Source organism: Microcoleus sp. B9-D4 (genome assembly GCF_036705105.1).
In the GTDB taxonomy this organism is placed as follows: Bacteria; Cyanobacteriota; Cyanobacteriia; order Cyanobacteriales; family Microcoleaceae; genus Microcoleus.
In genome coordinates, this window is record NZ_JAUBTS010000044.1 from 13,205 (window position 1) to 30,530 (window position 17,326).

Below are 17,326 nucleotides of genomic sequence, written 5' to 3' on the forward strand. Positions count from 1 at the left end.
ATGTTGCCAAGCTGTATCTGGACATAAAAAAGTTTATAATTAACATGAAAGGCCGCAGCCTGTCAAGAGGTGTTGGAAGATTTATGTGTGTCAACTTAGGGCATATCCTGCATGAAAGCTACGAAATTATCGCTTTGTTGGGAGAGGGAGGGTTTGCTAGAACCTACACGGCTGTACAAATAAACAAACCTAATAATCCTCTGTGCGTTGTTAAGGAAATTCCTTTTCCCCCATCGAACGATCCGCGCGTCTTGGAGAGGGCAAGGCAGCGATTTGAAAGGGAGGCTAGCGCTTTGTGCCGTCTCGGCAACAACTCGCGCATTCCCGAATTATTCGATCGCTTTGAAGAAAACGATTATTTTTACTTAGTACAAGAATACGTTAAAGGACACCCGCTTATTCAAGAACTCGCTCCAGGCGATCGGTGGAATGAGCAAAATACCGTTGCTTTGTTGCGGGAAGTTCTGGAAATATTAAAATCGGTTCACCAAGAAAAAATTATTCACCGCGATATTACACCTTCTAACTTAATTCGGCGCGAAACAGATCAACAAATTGTTTTAATTGATTTTGGGGCGGTCAAAGAAATCAGCACTTTTACCTCTAACTCTACAGGTGAAATATTCACATCGCAGGCGATCGGCACTAGCGGTTATATGCCTGCCGAACAATACAAGCCACAGTCTCTCCCGCAACCCTACAATGATATTTATGCAGTAGGAATCATCGCGATTCAAGCCCTCACCGGGCGGCGTCCCACCAATCTGCCGCAAGACCCCGAAACTGGTGAAATTGTCTGGGATTATTTAACATCTGAACCGGTTAGCGACAAGCTTAAAAATATTTTAACCAAGATGGTGCGTTTCCACTTTCAAGACCGCTACCAATCTGTGGATGAAGTTTTGCAAGACTTGGATTTGTTGATCGTCCCAGGGCCCCAGGTACCCAAAACTTCGCGGAAGTTGCGATCGGGCTGGCGCTGGCTGCTGTTCGGCTTTGCGGGAATTGTGGCTTTTGGGGCGATCGTACTTTTAATCCCCAGAATTTCCCCGCTAATCCCCAAAATTTCCTCGCAACCAACGCTGGCTACACCCTCCGCAGATGGTGTAAGTTCCGGCGAAAAACTCCTAGTCCAAACCTCCGCCCTTTGGTCAAAACAAAGGGGAATTAATGAGTTTGCCGACTCAAATTATCCCGAAGCTTTAAAATTGCTCAAACAGTCCTGGCGGGAAGACCGCAGAGATCCAGAAACTTTAATTTACATCAACAATGCTCTGCTGAAGGCAATAAATGCAGAATATTACACGATCGCAATTGTTGTCCCTATCCGCCGCAATCAGGACGGCAGCATCCTCAACGCAAATTTAGCCGAAGAACTGCTCCGCGGCATTGCTCAAGCTCAAACCGAAGTTAATTTAGGTCTTCTGGCTGCAAATGAAAACAATAAAGATTTTCCCGGTCAAGGCTTTCTCGAACCAAAAGCTCTTAAAGGAAAAGGTCTCAAGGTCATCATTGCTGATGATGGCAATATCAAATCCTACGCGGTTCAAAGGGCTAATTATCTGGCCGCTCAGCCCGATATTCTAGCAGTTATCGGACACTACACCAGCGACATGACTGTGGAAACAGTAGATATTTACAATCGAAATCAACTCGTCGCCATTTCTCCGGGAAGCACCACAGAAGAACTGACGCGAAAACCTCGAAAATTTTTCTTTCGGACGGCTCCGACAACTAGCATAGAAGCTGAAGCTTTAGTAAATCAACTGCTCTTGGTCGGTGAGAAAAAAGCCGCAGTATTTTACAATCCCAACAGTCCGTTTAGCGCTTCTTTGTGGGAAGAATTCAAAAAGCAATTTGAAGCCAAAGGAGGCTCGACTTTTAGAATCAGGAATTATTACGATTTATCTAAAAATAAGTTAGACGCCGAAGCAGCAATCACAGAAGTTGAGAAATCCGGAAAAACAGCCTTACTTGTCATTCCCGATGGTCAAGTCACTACAGCCCTAGAAAATGCGATCGAAATGATTAAAGCTAATGGCGATCGCAATTGGATTGTCGGGCCCTGGACTCTGTACGAGCCGAGAACGTTAGAAGTAGCCAAAGAGCTAAAGTCTGTTGAAAAACTGGGCATATCCGTGTTTTGGCATCCGTTAATAAGTTTTGACAAAAAATTTCCGCAAAACGCTGAAAAATTGTGGGGAGGCCCGGTCAATACTCGATCGGCTTTAACCTACGATGCAGCCCGGACGTTGATTAAAGCCCTAGAAATGCAGCCAGAACCCAGCCGCGAAGGAATGCAAAAAACCTTAGCCGATCCTAACTTTAAAGCCGAGGGAGCCTCCGGTATAATTGAGTTTGACTCGAAGACTGGAAATCGGAAAAACCCTCCTAAACGAGTGGCGCATATTGTACCGTGTTCTAGAGAACAGTTTGGAGTTACATTTGTGCCGATCGAATTTCCCACAGCCGCAGCGGCTGGTTTAAAGTGCGATTGAATTGATATCTTGTGGCATTTTCCACAAACCTTTGAAGGGCGGGCTCTCCTGCCCAACCCCTACTCCCCACAATAAAATTTACTCTTTAAGGGCGGGCTCTCCTGCCCAACCCCTACTCCCCACAATAAAATTTACTCTTTGTGGAACAGGCCGGAAAGCCTGTTGCTGAGAATGATGCAATAGGTGCGAGTAAATTGATATCTTGTGGCATTCTACCCAAACCTGTAGAGGCGAGTTTTACCAACTATAAATTGCCTAAAATCAATAATCTCATAAACCCACCCCACCCGACGATAAAATGCTGGATAGAGAATTATGCAAGATGTGCGAGTGAATTGAGATATTGTGCCGAACGCAACAATCCGCCAGATATTTCAATCCCACAGCAGACTATTGCCACAGGTGCAACATATCAATTTATTAGATATATTAAACAAGGTTAGTTTTTTTTATAATAACGCTTATGGCTGTCAATTTCGCTGCCTCCCCCGCTTCTAGTCTCAAACCAGAAGCCCAGAATATCTCAGCACTCAAACAAGTCTTCCAGACAATTGATGCCGATAGCTGTCCGGGTTCCTATAATTTTCATATGCACACAGTCTACTCCGACGGCCGATTGCAGCCAGAGAAATTGATGGAACAAGCCATAGCCCGCGGTCTCAAGGGCTTAGCTATCACCGACCACCACAGCACCGAAGGCTACGTTAAAGCTCAAATTTGGCTGGATAATTGGAAATTAAACCATCCCGACAAAAATAGCGAAGCACCTAGTCTCTGGACAGGCGCTGAAATTAATGCCGAATTACTCAACAATGAGGTACACATTCTCGGTTACGCCTTTGATCCGCAACATCCCAGTCTCAAACCTTACTTGCGAGGTAAAAGCACAGAAGGCACTTATTGTTATTCAGCAGCCAGGGTAATTGAAGCTATTCATGAAGCAGGAGGTTTAGCAGTTCTCGCACATCCTTGCAGGTATCGATCGACTGGAGATAAACTAATCCCAGAAGCAGCCCGTTTCGGCATTGACGGTGTAGAGATTTACTATGCTTACGGTAATCCCAATCCTTGGAAACCAAGCCCCAAACAAACTGCTTTAGTCAAAGATTTAGCAGAAACTTATGGTTTGCTGGGAACTTGCGGCACGGACTCTCACGGCCTGAGTCTTCTCGTCCGAATCTAAATAGTTGGGTTATTGGTTATTGGTTATTAGTTATTGGTTATTAGCTATTGGCTATTAGAACTAAAAACGAACAAATAACAAATAACAAATAACAAGTGACAACTAACTAATGACTTTTTCCTTCTGCTCTATCAAATCTAGCACATAAGGTAGGGTGCGTCAGGAAAGGAAAACCCCAAGTTTTCATACTAAACTCAAGACTGACGCACCATACAGCGTTGTTAAAGTGTGACAATTGCGTCTAGGAATGTTAATTTATTCATTAGAAATCTCCAATAATTATTGTGGAACAGGCATCCTGCGTGTTCAAGACTGGCTTTTCTGGAAATGTCTATTGCACAATCTCAACAGCCTCTGTGTCGGGGACATCTCTCTCGATCCAGGCAAGAAATCCGATCGCCTCTAAATTAAAGCAAAGTGCGATCGCCCCCAAGTCAAACTCAAAGGCGATCGCACTTAATTCCACTCAAGTGGGGCCCACAAAGCCCGCGTTACACAAACTATACTACAACAAAAACATTTGCCGTAAGGGAGCTTTGAGCAACCCCTTGAACGATACCCAAATAGTTAGTACCGAGTTTAATTGCCGTAGCACTGACAGGAGATCCTCCATTCAGGTTCAAACTTACAGCTTCAAAAGTAAGGCTGGCAAATGTATTTCCGTCAGTTAGACCAATTCTGTCCCCATTAAAGTCTACAATCACATCTGCATCTGCTAAGCGGGTTGCTGCCGCCTGCCCGCCGCCTAGGATAAATGTATCGCGTCCGCCATTACCTGTGAGGATGTCTTGACCGCGATCGCCACCCACTAAGTCGTCGCCGTTACCGCCATTCAGGACATCATTTTCTTTACCGCCCCGAATATTGTCATTGCCATCTCCTCCAGTAAGAGTATCGTTCTCATTGTTGCCGAATATCTGGTCGTCGCCAGTACCGCCATCAATCTCATCCGACTCTTTACCGCCTGTTAAAGAGTCGTTGCCAGCCCCTCCGTCGATTGTATCGGCTCCTTGCATTCCGTTAATGTTATCAATGCCGCCTGTCCCGGTAATATTGTCGCTGCCAGATAGCGCCAAAATTTGTTTGCCCGCAGCAGCGGGGGGAAGTGATGACAGCACAATATTGTCATTACTGTCTGAGAGGTTGTAAAACTGACCGTTAACGGTGTTTGCTGGTTGTCCAGTAGGATTGCCAGGGGCGGGGGCATTGATTGCAGGTGTCGCGATCGATACAGGCGTACCGAGAGTGGGTGTTGGTGTTGGTGTTGGTGTCGGAGTTGGTGGTGGTGTCGGAGTTGGTGGTGGTGTCGGAGTTGGTGGTGGTGTCGGAGTTGGTGGTGGTGTTGGAGTTGGTGGTGGTGTCGGAGTTGGTGGTGGTGTCGGAGTTGGTGGTGGTGTCGGAGTTGGTGAAGTTGGAGTAGCAAATGCCAAATTCAGATTGTATTTGCTACTGTTGTTTTTACCATCACCCCGACCCTCACCCGCCGTCTTAATATCTTTAGCAGCAACTTCCAAAAAATATCTTTCGTTCGCTGAAGGTATCAGAAACTCTAATTGAATTGCAGTCTCGTTACTGTTTGTTGTTGTTGCTGTAGCTTTTGGAAATCCGCCGTTGTCCACTAATCTTACAGCGACTTGACCATCTATACCTGTCAGAGTCGCCGTCAACTTACCAACATCCGGCCCTTCAATGCGGTAGTAGTCGAATTGGTCAGTGGAACCTACCCACCCTGGATAATTTCCGGGGGTAAAGGCTGGAGTATCAGCATCCCTAGCGTCGTTAAGCTTGTTCGGCTCTAAATTAACTTCGACTGTGTACGGCGTTGTCTGTTTAACTGTCCCTGTATTGTCCCGAACAATCCCCGTGAACTCACCGCCTACTGGGGGGGTAAAAATGGCATTGTTACCATTTGCAATCTCGGTGCCACTAGGATTATTGACCGTTAAAAAAGGGGTAAAGTTATCTTTGTTCCCAGTTATTACATTGATATTAGTACGCTGATTTGCGACTATGTTCGGCAAACGAACAGTATCACTTCCAGTACCCCCTGGGATTTGTCTAAATAAACTGTAACCGCTCATTTTTTTATTCCTCAATCAAGTTTGCTTGGATGGTTAGGCACTGGTTTAGTGACTAAATTTAATCAGTCGTTAGTATCTAATTGACTGGACCAATTGGCAGACATTTGCCTTGGAGTTTATCTCAACCAAAAAACAATTGGATAATTAATGTTTCAATCGCCCTAAGTCAGCATTCTTCCTCTGGCAAAGCGTAGGAATTTGTGGATTAGTTTGTGCGTGTCACTGAACGCACGCACCAACCTACAGCAATAAGATATTGCTACACATCTCGCGCGAGTCACCTGTGCAGTTATGCTGAAATCGGGAACTAGATGCTAATTTTATTTGTGGGTTTTACAGAAGGCGATCGCACCTTCTCAAATACCAGTAAATCCCACTAACTAAAATCTGTGAAAATTCCTCAACTTAGGCTGTGTCAAGCATTGAGCGAGCTAACTCATGAATTGCCCTACACAAAATAGAATTTACAACTTAGTTTTGTACCCCTCTTAAATTTTATTCTTACGTTCGCCTCTAATAAACTGAAATTTGCATAAATCCGTTTATTTTTGGCTAATTAACTATCACTTTACTGTTTCCTATAAGCAAGTTCAATATTTATATGATTTAAATTATATATATATATATATGTGTGTGTAATAAATAAAACTTATTTAATTTACTATCGCCCTACTGCTTGAGTTCGGAAAGATTAATTTTTTATAAAGAATAGTTGCTAATTTTTCCCCACACAAGCAGGCAACTTTTTACCGGGGTGCGCGACACTCCGCCGTCACAAGCAGCGAATCAAATATTTCTCCTTGTCACGCACCCTACAATTACTGTCTACCGTTCGGGGAACAATTGACAGGCCCGGTTAGTTGGCTGATTTGCCCAATCCAAGCGAGAATTCCCAAATCGATCCATCCAACCTTCCAAATAAGCCCGATTAGCCTTTCTTTCCTCTGGATCGGAGGTATTCATGGGATGAGGTGCTAAACCCAAAATAGTCGCCGTCGTTACGCAAAACATCGACTTTTGAAAACTCTGACAAATTTGCACCCGCACATCATCTTCACCGCGACAGCTAGTGCGATAAACTTCGTGCAAATACTCCGGCAAATAATGACGCATATCTTGCATCAATTGAGTTGGCGGAATCCCAGCACCTCCAATCGGTAAAGGGTCAGCAAACAAAGCCCCGTAGGCAAAATCTTTTTGTTTTTCCGGGATTTGATGGGCTTGAGCGTTGTAGGAAACTGTGCCAAAAAAAGCTGTGCCCCGAAAGAAAACAGCCTCTACATAAGGCACGGCTACATCTGGTAAAAATGTTAAGTTAGCCGAGCCCGGAATGATATCGTAGACTTGACCGTGAATCTTGACGCTGTAAGTAATTGGCAGACTGGCGGCAGCTACTAAACCGGCTTTAACAAAATTAACAACGTCAGAAATAGACTTAGTTTCCCCTCGATCGTAGGAATCAGATAAGTCGATAAACAAATCGCTCATTACCCGCCAAAACTGACCGAGACCGGTGTAATAAGCCAGCATCCGCACTTGTTCAGGCAAAAAATCAGGAAAGGTTTTGTTGAGTCCCTGCATGAAAAAATTGCCTTTCAATTTAGCAGCGATCGCCTTTTCGACCAAACTGCTAAATTCCGGGGAATCCAAATAACTATCCAAACCACCGCCGCCGTGCCAAAGCATTGTTCTCATGCAATACTCAGCATACTCAAAATTAATGCGATCGTGCCACAAATAGCGAATTAATTTCGGCAGCGTCACCTCTCCATTGAAATATTTAAAAAATGGGAAAAGCACTAAAAACTGTTCTTCTGCAATATAATTGAGATTGCGAGAATAGGCATCTAAAACAATAGCATAACTTTTTAGCACGCCGACAACTTCAACTACATTTTCCGTAGATTCAGGCAGTAAAGCTTGGCCTGATTCCAAGATGTCAATGTATGCGGATAGGGGATGGGAAGATGGTTTTAATACGGTACTTGTCATTTTAATTAAGCCTGAATAGAAGGAAGAACGAAGAAATAAGTTTGTAGTAAGGACTTTAGTCCTTTAATGATGGGCTAAAAGCTGTTAAGAGAGGACTTGCACTCCTCACTACGAACCTATGGACTAAAAGCTGTTAAGAGAGGATTTGCATTCCTCACTACGAACCTAGGTCATATTTTATTTCAAGTTTTGAGCAATCACTTTAACTTGGGGTGGCACATTAGCAACCATTCCGATCGCAGTTTTTTCGCTCAAAGCAACTAAAACTCCCGGCTGCACTCCCATGATGGCGATAATTACTGCTAAAACCAGCGAAGGAATGCGATCGCGCCAGCGGACTTGCGGCAAATTTACCACCACATCTGAAAGGCGGCCGAAAAAGGCGCGGTTGACCATAATTAAAAAGTAAACTGAAGTTAAACCAGTGCCGATCATGCAGAGCAAAGTTTGCAGGGGAAACACTGGCAAACTGCCCCGAAATATCAAAAATTCAGCAATAAATCCAGCCAAACCCGGAATGCCGGCACTAGCCATCACGCCGAGGATCATTAAACTGCCAATCATCGGCAAACCGCGATCGGGATTGAATAAACCTTTGAGCACATCGATGTTGCGGGTGCCGGATTTTTTGTAAACAACGCCGACACTCAAAAATAGCAGCCCCGAAATTAAACCGTGGCTAACCATTTGCAAAACTGTTCCCAGCATACTAATCGGAGTAGCTGCGGCGCTAGCTAACAAAATGTAGCCCATGTGAGCGATCGAACTGTAAGCTACAATTTTTTTCATATCTTTTTGGGCGATCGCGCAACTCGCCCCGTAAAGCACGCTTACCACCGCCCAACTCGCCAACCAAGGTGCCGCCACCGCCCACGCATCTGGAAACAAACCCAAACCAAAACGCAGCATCCCATAAGTTCCCAGCTTCAAAAGCACCCCCGCCAGCAGCACCGAAACCGGCGTCGAAGCTTCTACGTGAGCATCCGGCAGCCAAGTATGAAAAGGCACCAAAGGCATTTTAATACCAAAAGCCAGCAACACCCCTGCCAGCAAAACAATTTGCCTTACCAAAGGCAATGGCAATCCTCCTTGCAAATGCGATGCGCCCGCTGCACCAACCATATCGAAACTCGAAGCACCGCTAAGCCAACCAGTACCCAAGAAAGCAGCCAGGAGCACAATTCCCGAAAATGCAGTATAGATTAAAAACTTAGTAGCAGCATAACCCCGGCGCTCGCCTCCCCAAATCGCAATTAACAGGTAAAGCGGAATCAATTCTACCTCAAAAAACAGGAAAAACAGCAGCAAATTTTGAGATAAAAAAGCCCCTGTTACGCCGCCGGTAATTAACAGAATCAAAGAATAATAAAGTCGAGGTCTGCGGATCGACTCATCCGTAGCGTAAATAGCTATCCCTGTCAGCAGAGTATTTAAAATTACCAAAGGCAGAGCCAAACCATCAACACCGAGATTGTAATTCAATCCCAAAACATCTATCCAAGGAATGAATTCCGCAAACTGCAACTGACTGGTACTGGCATCAAACTGAAATGCCAAAATCACCGAGAGAATAAAAGTTATACCCGCAATGGCGATCGCGACATTCCGAACTATTTTAGAACTCACTGAACCAGGCCAGAGCCCAATCAGGGCAGCGGCCAACATTGGTATCCAGATTAAAGCACTGAGCATCAATTAAAACTTTCCTTTGTTACACAGTATTTAGAGCTATATTTAACATTAACGCAAAGCAACTACATATAAAAGCGATCGGCCCATTTTCTTGTTAACATAGATTCAAATGTCTCTGGAATCCTCCTATGACCTCAAGTCTTACAGAGCCAGAAGATTTGCAAATTAAATCCGGTTCTCCTTCCACCCGCCTCACCGTTGCCGACTTGGAACAACTGCAAAGTATACTCTCGGAAGCGCATCTAGACTACCAATTAGAACTGGTAGACGGGAAGATGATCATTATGGGCCCATCAGACATTGTATCGAGCGAAATTGGGGCAGAGTTTGGCAAACTTTTACTTAACTGGGTCAAACCCCGCAAACTCGGACGGGTATTTGAATCTAGCGGCGGGTTTATCCTCCCCAATTCCGATCTGAGATCTCCCGATGTTTCGTTTGTGACAGCCGATCGCCTTAAACAAAGTAAAAGGTATTTTGCCGAACTCGTTCCCGACTTAGTTGTAGAAATCAAATCTCAGTCCGATCGCATCAAACCCCTCCGAGAAAAAATTTTATCATTTATCGAACTCGGAGCAAAAGTAGGAATATTAATCGACCCAGACAAGCGCACAGTAACAATTTACACTCCGAAAGCAGAGCCAGTGGTATTGAGAGACGGCGACATGATTTCAATTCCCGAACTTTTGCCCGGTTGGGAAGTTGCGGTGACCGAATTGTGGCCGATCGATTTTGAATAAAATTAGATAAAAAAGCAGACAAACCCCAAATAAAATCATCTGCGTTCATCTGCTATCATCTGCGGTTTAAATTTGAATAACAACTGTCAACTGTCAACTGTCAACTGTCAACTGTTCACCTGCGGTTTAAAACTGCCAAATAATCAACGCCAGCAACACCGCAACCCCCCCCACAATAGTCAACACATAAAACTGCGACTGACCGGTGCCGCTGTACTTCAACCCTTCGCCGCTGAAAATTGTGGCAAAACCGAACAAATTCACCGCCCCGTCCACCACATACCTATCAGTCCAAGCGCTGATTTTAGAAATAAAAGCCACAGCCCAAACGACAGTCAAGCGGTAAACTCGATCGATATAAAAATCGTAAGCGAACAAATCCTGCACCGCCGGCACCGGCAGCCGTACCGGTCGAGGTAAAACCCCGTACCAATAAATCGCCACCCCAACCGCAACGCCAATCAACCCAGATAACAGCAACAGCGGCGTATCCAGCGTCTTCAAAAGCAAATTTAAAGCATCAAAATCTCCCGTTTCCGCCCAAGGCCCAGTCCAACTAATTAACAGTTGCCACCGCTGCAACATCCAAGGAACCAACAGCCCCATCACCGTCAAAATTACCATCGGCAAAGCCATCGGCCAACCAACTTCGGGAGCTCTGCGAGTTTTCGGCTGCGGTTTTCCAGCAAACACTAAACCGAATATGCGAGTTAAATTTAGTGCTGTCAAACCGTTAACCAAAAGCAACACAACTACCAACCACAAAGGCACCGTCCAAAAACCGTTGAGCCAGCGCCGCATCGCCCAAAAGTTGCCCAGAGGCAACAGGGCTACCATCCCCGCAGCGCCTACTAAATAAGCCGTAGTCGTGGCAGGCATCTTCGACCACAACCCACCCATTTCTGTTAAATCTTGAGTGTTAGTTGTGGTAATAATTGACCCTACGCTCATGAATAATAGGCCCTTGGCGATCGAGTGGGCGAACAGCAACAGCAAAGCAATGTCAACTTGATTTAGCCCCACGGCGATAAACACCAAACCCATAGAAGCGCTGGTAGAATGCGATAGTGCTCTTTTGATGTCGATTTGGGCGATCGCCACCAAGGAAGCGCCAACAGCAGTCACCGCACCCAACACCACGAGTACCGCATCCGTCACGGGCGACAGCGCCAAAACAGGCTGAAGTTTAATCAAAACATAAGCCCCAGCGCCCACAACTACCGTATTCCGCATAATCGAAGCCGGGTTTGGCCCTTCCATCGCCTCGTCGAGCCACAAATGGAAGGGAAATTGAGCGCACTTGGCCGTAGGTGCGGAGATTAAAGCCAAACCTAAAAGAGTCGCCACTACAGGAGACAAAGTTGCAGTTTCCGCCCATGTTTCCAAATCGGAAAAATTCAAACTTCCCGCTAAAGTTGAAAGCGTCACTACTCCCATCAGCAGTGGCACGTCTCCTACACGCTTGGTTAAAAACGCATCACGAGCTGCTGTTACTACCAGCGGTTGAGCGTACCAAAACCCGACTAGCAAGTAAGTTGAAAGCGTCAGCACTTCCAACAAAGCGTAAGTTAGAAGCAGCGAGTCGCTAATGGCAATGCCGCTAATTGCCGCTTCAAAAAAACCCATCAGCCCAAAAAATCGAGCTAGCGCCCAGTCTTTTTCCATGTAGCCTAGAGCGTAAATTTGTGCTAGCAAACTCAGAACACTAACTAACTCCATTGCTCCGACGCTGACGGTGGAGATTTCTATTGCAAAAGACAAATCTAAATCGGCTGCTTGCACCCAGTGCACTAGCAACTGTTGGGGCGGTTGATCCCAAGTCGCTGTAAAAATAACTGATCCGTGTATGAAAGCCAACACCGTCATCAGCAAATTGAAGTAAGCAGCAGGTCTCGGCCCTGTTCTGCGAACGGTGCCCGTAGACCACGGCAAAGTTAAAATTGCGCCTATCAAGCCATATAAAGGTACCCACCAACAGGCTTGGAGGAGAAATTGAGTCATTTAATTTATGCCTTAAACTTGAAATTACTGGCTGCTTTTATACAAAAACAGTCGCGGGCGATCGCGCGAGACCCTAAAACTTTCACTAAACCCGATCGTATAGTTGTGGCAAAATAATTTGCACTCCAGATTAACTATACATTAAAGCATCAAAACTGATAATTATCTCAAGACAAAATTACTGGTTGAGCAGACGAGGTACTCAAAGAAAAAAATGCCTGCCGATGGGCCAAGACTGCCTTTTTTGCCGATTTCCCCGCGATCCCCCTTTTGGAATCCCCAAGTTTCCCGGCCGCGATGAACTCCGGCTTCACATACCGAACTCTACTTTATGAGTATTCTTACTTACTTTAATCCCCCCTCGCCGTCGGCATCTACCCCTCTTTAATATTAAGATTATTAAATAAATATTAAATTATTTTAAGGAACATAAAAAATTTTAATTTTTGTTATTAAACATTATGATGTTAGTTTATATTGTCAAGGTGGACACCTTCCCCTATTCTTATAGGATAGGAAGCTTTACACTGCATTACTAAATAATGTGGGCCTCCCCGTCCAAATTTTTAGATTTCTCAAAGATTTGTAACGGTAATTTCGCTCATCCTCAAAGGAGATTCAAAAATGTCAATTGCCGTGGGAATGATTGAGACAAAAGGTTTTCCCGCTGTGGTGGAAGCTGCCGATGCTATGGTCAAAGCTGCCCGCGTTACCCTCGTGGGCTATGAAAAAATCGGCAGCGCCCGCGTCACCGTAATTGTGCGCGGCAACGTGTCGGAAGTCCAAGCCTCAGTCGCAGCCGGAGTGGAATCCGTCAAGCGGGTGAACGGCGGAGAAGTCGTCTCTACCCACATCATCGCTCGCCCCCACGAAAACCTAGAATACGTTCTGCCGATTCGATATACAGAAGCAGTAGAACAGTTCCGAGGCTACTAAGTTCTTAGCGCACAAAAATTTCGTTAAACGAAAATTTGTGCGATCGTCAAAAATTAACTGTTTAGTTCCCCAAATATTCAATCAGGAGTAAAACCAATGGCAATTGCAGTTGGCATGATCGAAACCCTAGGCTTCCCCGCAGTGGTAGAAGCCGCTGACGCGATGGTCAAAGCAGCCCGCGTCACCTTGGTAGGCTACGAAAAAATCGGTAGCGCTCGGGTTACGGTCATTGTAAGAGGAGATGTCTCGGAAGTGCAAGCTTCTGTCGCAGCCGGAGTAGAGTCAGTGAAGCGCGTTAACGGCGGACAAGTGATGTCCACCCACATTATCGCCCGCCCTCATGAAAACTTAGAGTACGTGCTGCCGATTCGCTACACCGAAGCTGTAGAACAGTTCCGTGAAGGCGTGAGTGGCATTCGCCCTCTCAACAGATCATAAGATAGGCGATTCCCTACGGGATAGCTTCGCTTCACGGCTGTTAGGGGCGTTTGGTAATTAAAAATTAAAAATCGCGATGTTTTTGATTTAGCATTTTTAATTTTTAATTGAGGTGGGCATGGGATATTGGTTATTAGTCATGAGTCATGAGTCCGTCGATTTGAGATTTGCGATTTGAGATTTGAGATTGACTCTCGCATTGAATTGGGGAGCTTGAACTCTTAGTCTAAAATTTCGGGATCATCCACTTAAGTGGGTAATTTTACCCGTTTCGGGCGAGTCATTAGTTACTAGACGAAGAACTCTAAAAGGCGCCGAGCAGACAGAAGAAAGCAAATCTAAAAACGACAAGTGACTAAGTGAAAAAATGACAATTACCAATTACCAATTACCTATTACCTAAAATGCAAATGGCCAAAGTTCTCGGCACAGTTGTCAGTACCCAAAAAGAGCCGACACTGAGAGGATCGAAATTTCTACTGCTGCAATTCATCGATGAAGAAGGTTCGCCAGTTCCCGGCTATGAGGTAGCCGCTGACTGTGTGGGCGCTGGTATAGATGAATGGGTTTTAGTAACCCGAGGCAGCGCAGCCCGGATCGCGCCCGGAAGCGAAAACCGTCCGATCGATGCTCTAGTAGTAGGCATTATAGATACTGTCAATGTAGAAAACCGCCTCATTTACAGTAAAAAAGACGACCCGTACGGCTAGTTGCAACCGTTAGCAGTTAGCAGTTAGTGGAAAAATAACTAACAACTAACAACTAACAACTAACAACTAACAACTAACAAAAAGATTTTTCAGCTTAGGAGAACTTAATTTATGGCAGTCCGCAACGTTGCGGCTCCCCCGACGCCTTGGTCGAAAAACTTGGCTGAGCCTAAAATTCACGACACCGCCTTCGTACATTCCTTTTCTAACATTATTGGGGATGTGCATATCGGTTCTAATGTGATGATTGCCCCCGGGACATCTATCCGCGCCGATGAAGGCACTCCTTTTTATATCGGACAAGGAAGCAACATTCAAGACGGAGTAGTGATTCACGGCCTAGAACAAGGCCGAGTCACAGGAGACGACGACAAATCCTATTCTGTGTGGGTGGGGAAAAATACTTCCCTCACCCACATGAGTTTAATTCACGGCCCGGCCTACGTGGGCGACAACTGCTTTATAGGCTTTCGCTCCACGGTGTTCAATGCCAGAGTGGGCAACGGCTGCATTGTCATGATGCACGTACTAATTAAAGATGTGGAGATTCCCCCCGGTAAGTACGTACCTTCGGGAGCCATCATCACTAATCAGAAGCAAGCCGATCGCTTGCCTGACGTTCAAGATTCTGACATTCAATTTGCGACCCATGTCATCGGCATCAATGACGCTCTGAGAACGGGTTATCGCTGCGCTGAGAACATCGCCTGTCTAGCACCAATTCGCAACGAGCAAACTAAAAACCCAAATATGACTCAAACCAAATATTCTACCCATGCCGGCACCCAATTGAGTTCAACTCTTGCCGATAGCATCCGTAATTTACTAGCTCAAGGATACAGCGTGGGAGCCGAACACGCCGACGCACGCCGCTTCCGTACCGGTTCTTGGCGTACTTGCGGCCCGATTTCCTCAACCCGTGACTCTGAAGTGATCGCGGCTTTGTCAGCTTGCATGGCCGAACACCAAGGAGAATACGTCCGCTTGATCGGGATTGACACCAAAGCCAAGCGCCGCGTACTAGAAGAAATCGTCCAAAGACCGGGAGACAACGGCTCTAACGGTTCTAACGGTGCGAAAACTCACCAATCTAACGGTAAAGTTGCACAACAAGCTTCCTACCACAATAGCGGTTCCGTGTCAAGCGGAAAATTGAGTGCCGAAACAGTGACTCAGGTTCGCGGCTTGCTAGCTCAAGGCTACAAAATTGGCACGGAACACGCCGACGCGCGCCGCTTCCGCACCAGTTCTTGGCAAAGCGGGGCTTCGCTGCAAGTGAGAAACGAATCTGAGGCGATCGCCGCTTTGGAAGCTGTGATGAACGAGTACCCCGGTGAGTACGTGCGCTTGATCGGGATTGACCCGAAAGCTAAGCGACGCGTGGTTGAAGAAATTATTCAGCGTCCCGACGGCCCAGTTGCTCAATCGGCTAAGCCGGCAGCAACATCGGGATACAAAGCAGCTTCGACTGGTTCGGCCAGCAGCGGAAGTTTGACCGGCAAGACGATCGACCAAATCCGCAACCTGCTTTCCCAAGGCTACAAAATTGGCACGGAACACGCCGACGCGCGCCGTTTCCGCACCGGTTCTTGGAGCAGTTGCGCCCCGATCTCATCCAACCGCGAATCCGAAGTGATTTCTGCCCTCGAAAGCTGTCTCAAAGAACACAGCGGCGAGTACGTCCGCTTGCTGGGTATCGACTCTAAGGCGAAGCGCCGGGTACTGGAAGAAATTATCCAGCGTCCTTAATTTGCTAGGTAATTAGCTTGTTTCTTCCGTTAATACCAATTTTTTATGAGGCCCCGTAGAATCCGATCCCCCCTAGCCAAGAGGGCGGGCACTCTTAGCACCGCCCCTACTAAGGGGAGTAGGGGGTGGGACAAGATTCCGATCAAAGTCAACCCCTACTCCCCTTAGTAGGGGGAGTAGGGGGTATGCGAGGGGGATCGAGATATGTGCAACTTCACATTAAATTGGTATAAGTCCTCGCACTGGGGCCAACGGGAGAAACCCCAGCGGATTGAAGTTGGATTTGAGATAGTTAAAAAGCTCGATTGACAAATGTTGGTCAAAATCTAGAATCTTCTGAAAGTTTCTATAAAACGTTAAAGCATCAAGCTTCTCAATATTAGTAAATTATCGTTTCTTAGATTGACATGGTTAAATTTATCAGTCGAGAAAACCCATAATTTAAAGTCGTTTTATCGAAAAAAATAGCTCCTTTCATGGTGAATTCGAATGTATTTATCGCCCCTGCAATTAAGTAGCAACTCTCAGATTTTGATGAGTGGCGATGTAGTTGTTCATGAGGGTGCGGCGATCGCCCCTGGAGCAATCCTGCAAGCAGAGCCCGGAAGCCGGATCTCGATCGCCGCCGGTGCCTGTATCGGTATGGGAGTTATCCTTCACGCCCGTGAAGGTACTCTGGAAATCGCGGCGGGCGTAATTCTGGGTGCAGGGGTGCTGGTGGTAGGTGCGGGAACGATCGGGGAAAATGCCTGTATTGGCGCCGCGACGACGCTAATCAATCCTTGTATCGACAAAATGCAAATTATGCCAGCAGGTTCTCTAATGGGAGATACCAGCCGCCAAGTCGCCGCAGAACCAACAGCAGCAGCGCCAACAGCAGCGCCAACAGCAGCGCCAACATCACCAGAAACCCCCGAAGCCACTACGCCACCAGTCGATCGACCGATCGAGCCGATCGAGCCGCCACAACCCCCCGAAACACCGCCTCAAACTGCGCCGGAGACGGCCCCAGACCCGCCGGAATCCACCGCCGCAGAGCCGCCCCAACCAGGGGAAACGCCGACTATTCTCTACGGTCAAGCTCACATCAATCGGCTGTTGGGGACACTGTTTCCGCACCGACAAGCTTTTAATCGATCGGAGGAAAACGGCCAAACTCTATCGGGCGGTTCCGGGTAGCCGTCAATCGATTTTAGATTTTCGATTTTAGATTTGAGATTGAAGCATTGACCCCACGGATAAATTCGGGGTTCCTTTATGGGATACAGGTTTTTTATTTCTGGACGGATGAATCACGTGGCGGGTA

Annotated in this window: 14 protein-coding genes; 9 read left to right on the forward strand and 5 right to left on the reverse strand. The window is 46.4% G+C overall.

The annotated features are described in order from the left end of the window. Nucleotides 1-83: 83 nt before the first annotated feature. Entirely contained in the window at nt 84-2,498 is a 2,415-nt protein-coding gene (locus QUB24_RS22795; RefSeq protein WP_333155698.1) for a bifunctional serine/threonine-protein kinase/ABC transporter substrate-binding protein, read from the forward strand. 463 nt (nt 2,499-2,961) lie between these two features. Beyond that, entirely contained in the window at nt 2,962-3,681 is a 720-nt protein-coding gene (locus tag QUB24_RS22800) for a PHP domain-containing protein (protein ID WP_333155700.1), read from the forward strand. 331 nt (nt 3,682-4,012) lie between these two features. Here QUB24_RS22800 and QUB24_RS22805 read toward each other — a convergent pair whose 3' ends face one another. The 4 genes from QUB24_RS22805 to QUB24_RS22820 all read right to left on the reverse strand — a co-directional run bounded on the left by QUB24_RS22805 (nt 4,013) and on the right by QUB24_RS22820 (nt 9,446). After that, nucleotides 4,013-4,147 carry a hypothetical protein gene (locus tag QUB24_RS22805; protein WP_333155702.1) on the reverse strand — a complete coding sequence of 45 codons (135 nt, stop codon included), beginning with the start codon at nt 4,145-4,147 and terminating at the stop codon, nt 4,013-4,015. A gap of 34 nt (nt 4,148-4,181) precedes the next feature. Then, nucleotides 4,182-5,762, reverse strand: a complete 1,581-nt coding sequence (locus tag QUB24_RS22810) for a calcium-binding protein (RefSeq protein ID WP_333155703.1) — start codon at nt 5,760-5,762, stop codon at nt 4,182-4,184. An 825-nt stretch (nt 5,763-6,587) separates the two neighbouring features. Next, nucleotides 6,588-7,754, reverse strand: a complete 1,167-nt coding sequence (locus tag QUB24_RS22815; protein WP_333155705.1) for a CO2 hydration protein — start codon at nt 7,752-7,754, stop codon at nt 6,588-6,590. 177 nt (nt 7,755-7,931) lie between these two features. Next, nucleotides 7,932-9,446 carry an NADH-quinone oxidoreductase subunit M gene (locus tag QUB24_RS22820; RefSeq protein WP_333155706.1) on the reverse strand — a complete coding sequence of 505 codons (1,515 nt, stop codon included), beginning with the start codon at nt 9,444-9,446 and terminating at the stop codon, nt 7,932-7,934. Nucleotides 9,447-9,574: 128 nt separating this feature from the next. Between QUB24_RS22820 and QUB24_RS22825 the strand changes: the two genes are divergently transcribed. Further along, nucleotides 9,575-10,186, forward strand: coding sequence for a Uma2 family endonuclease (locus QUB24_RS22825; RefSeq protein ID WP_333155708.1), 612 nt, complete (start codon nt 9,575-9,577; stop codon nt 10,184-10,186). Between the two features lie 126 nt (nt 10,187-10,312). Here QUB24_RS22825 and QUB24_RS22830 read toward each other — a convergent pair whose 3' ends face one another. Further along, the gene (locus QUB24_RS22830; RefSeq protein ID WP_333155709.1) at nt 10,313-12,187 is read right to left on the reverse strand and encodes an NAD(P)H-quinone oxidoreductase subunit F; all 1,875 of its coding nucleotides are present in this window, start codon (nt 12,185-12,187) and stop codon (nt 10,313-10,315) included. Between QUB24_RS22830 and QUB24_RS22835 the strand changes: the two genes are divergently transcribed. The 6 genes from QUB24_RS22835 to QUB24_RS22860 all read left to right on the forward strand — a co-directional run bounded on the left by QUB24_RS22835 (nt 12,179) and on the right by QUB24_RS22860 (nt 17,199). Continuing rightward, nucleotides 12,179-12,304, forward strand: a complete 126-nt coding sequence (locus tag QUB24_RS22835; RefSeq protein ID WP_333155710.1) for a hypothetical protein — start codon at nt 12,179-12,181, stop codon at nt 12,302-12,304. The two genes, QUB24_RS22830 and QUB24_RS22835, sit on opposite strands and share 9 nt — an antisense overlap. Before the next feature lie 507 nt (nt 12,305-12,811). After that, complete coding sequence (locus QUB24_RS22840; RefSeq protein ID WP_006635059.1) at nt 12,812-13,123, forward strand: carbon dioxide-concentrating mechanism protein CcmK; 312 nt, start codon at nt 12,812-12,814, stop codon at nt 13,121-13,123. A gap of 96 nt (nt 13,124-13,219) precedes the next feature. Next, nucleotides 13,220-13,561 carry a carbon dioxide-concentrating mechanism protein CcmK gene (locus QUB24_RS22845; RefSeq protein ID WP_006635058.1) on the forward strand — a complete coding sequence of 114 codons (342 nt, stop codon included), beginning with the start codon at nt 13,220-13,222 and terminating at the stop codon, nt 13,559-13,561. A gap of 404 nt (nt 13,562-13,965) precedes the next feature. Then, complete coding sequence (locus QUB24_RS22850) at nt 13,966-14,271, forward strand: EutN/CcmL family microcompartment protein (RefSeq protein ID WP_006635057.1); 306 nt, start codon at nt 13,966-13,968, stop codon at nt 14,269-14,271. 111 nt (nt 14,272-14,382) lie between these two features. Next, nucleotides 14,383-16,020 (forward strand): ribulose bisphosphate carboxylase small subunit, encoded by a 1,638-nt coding sequence (locus QUB24_RS22855; protein WP_333155712.1) that lies wholly within the window; start codon nt 14,383-14,385, stop codon nt 16,018-16,020. A gap of 489 nt (nt 16,021-16,509) precedes the next feature. Next, nucleotides 16,510-17,199 carry a carbon dioxide concentrating mechanism protein gene (locus QUB24_RS22860; protein ID WP_333155714.1) on the forward strand — a complete coding sequence of 230 codons (690 nt, stop codon included), beginning with the start codon at nt 16,510-16,512 and terminating at the stop codon, nt 17,197-17,199. The last annotated feature ends 127 nt before the right edge of the window (nt 17,200-17,326 follow it).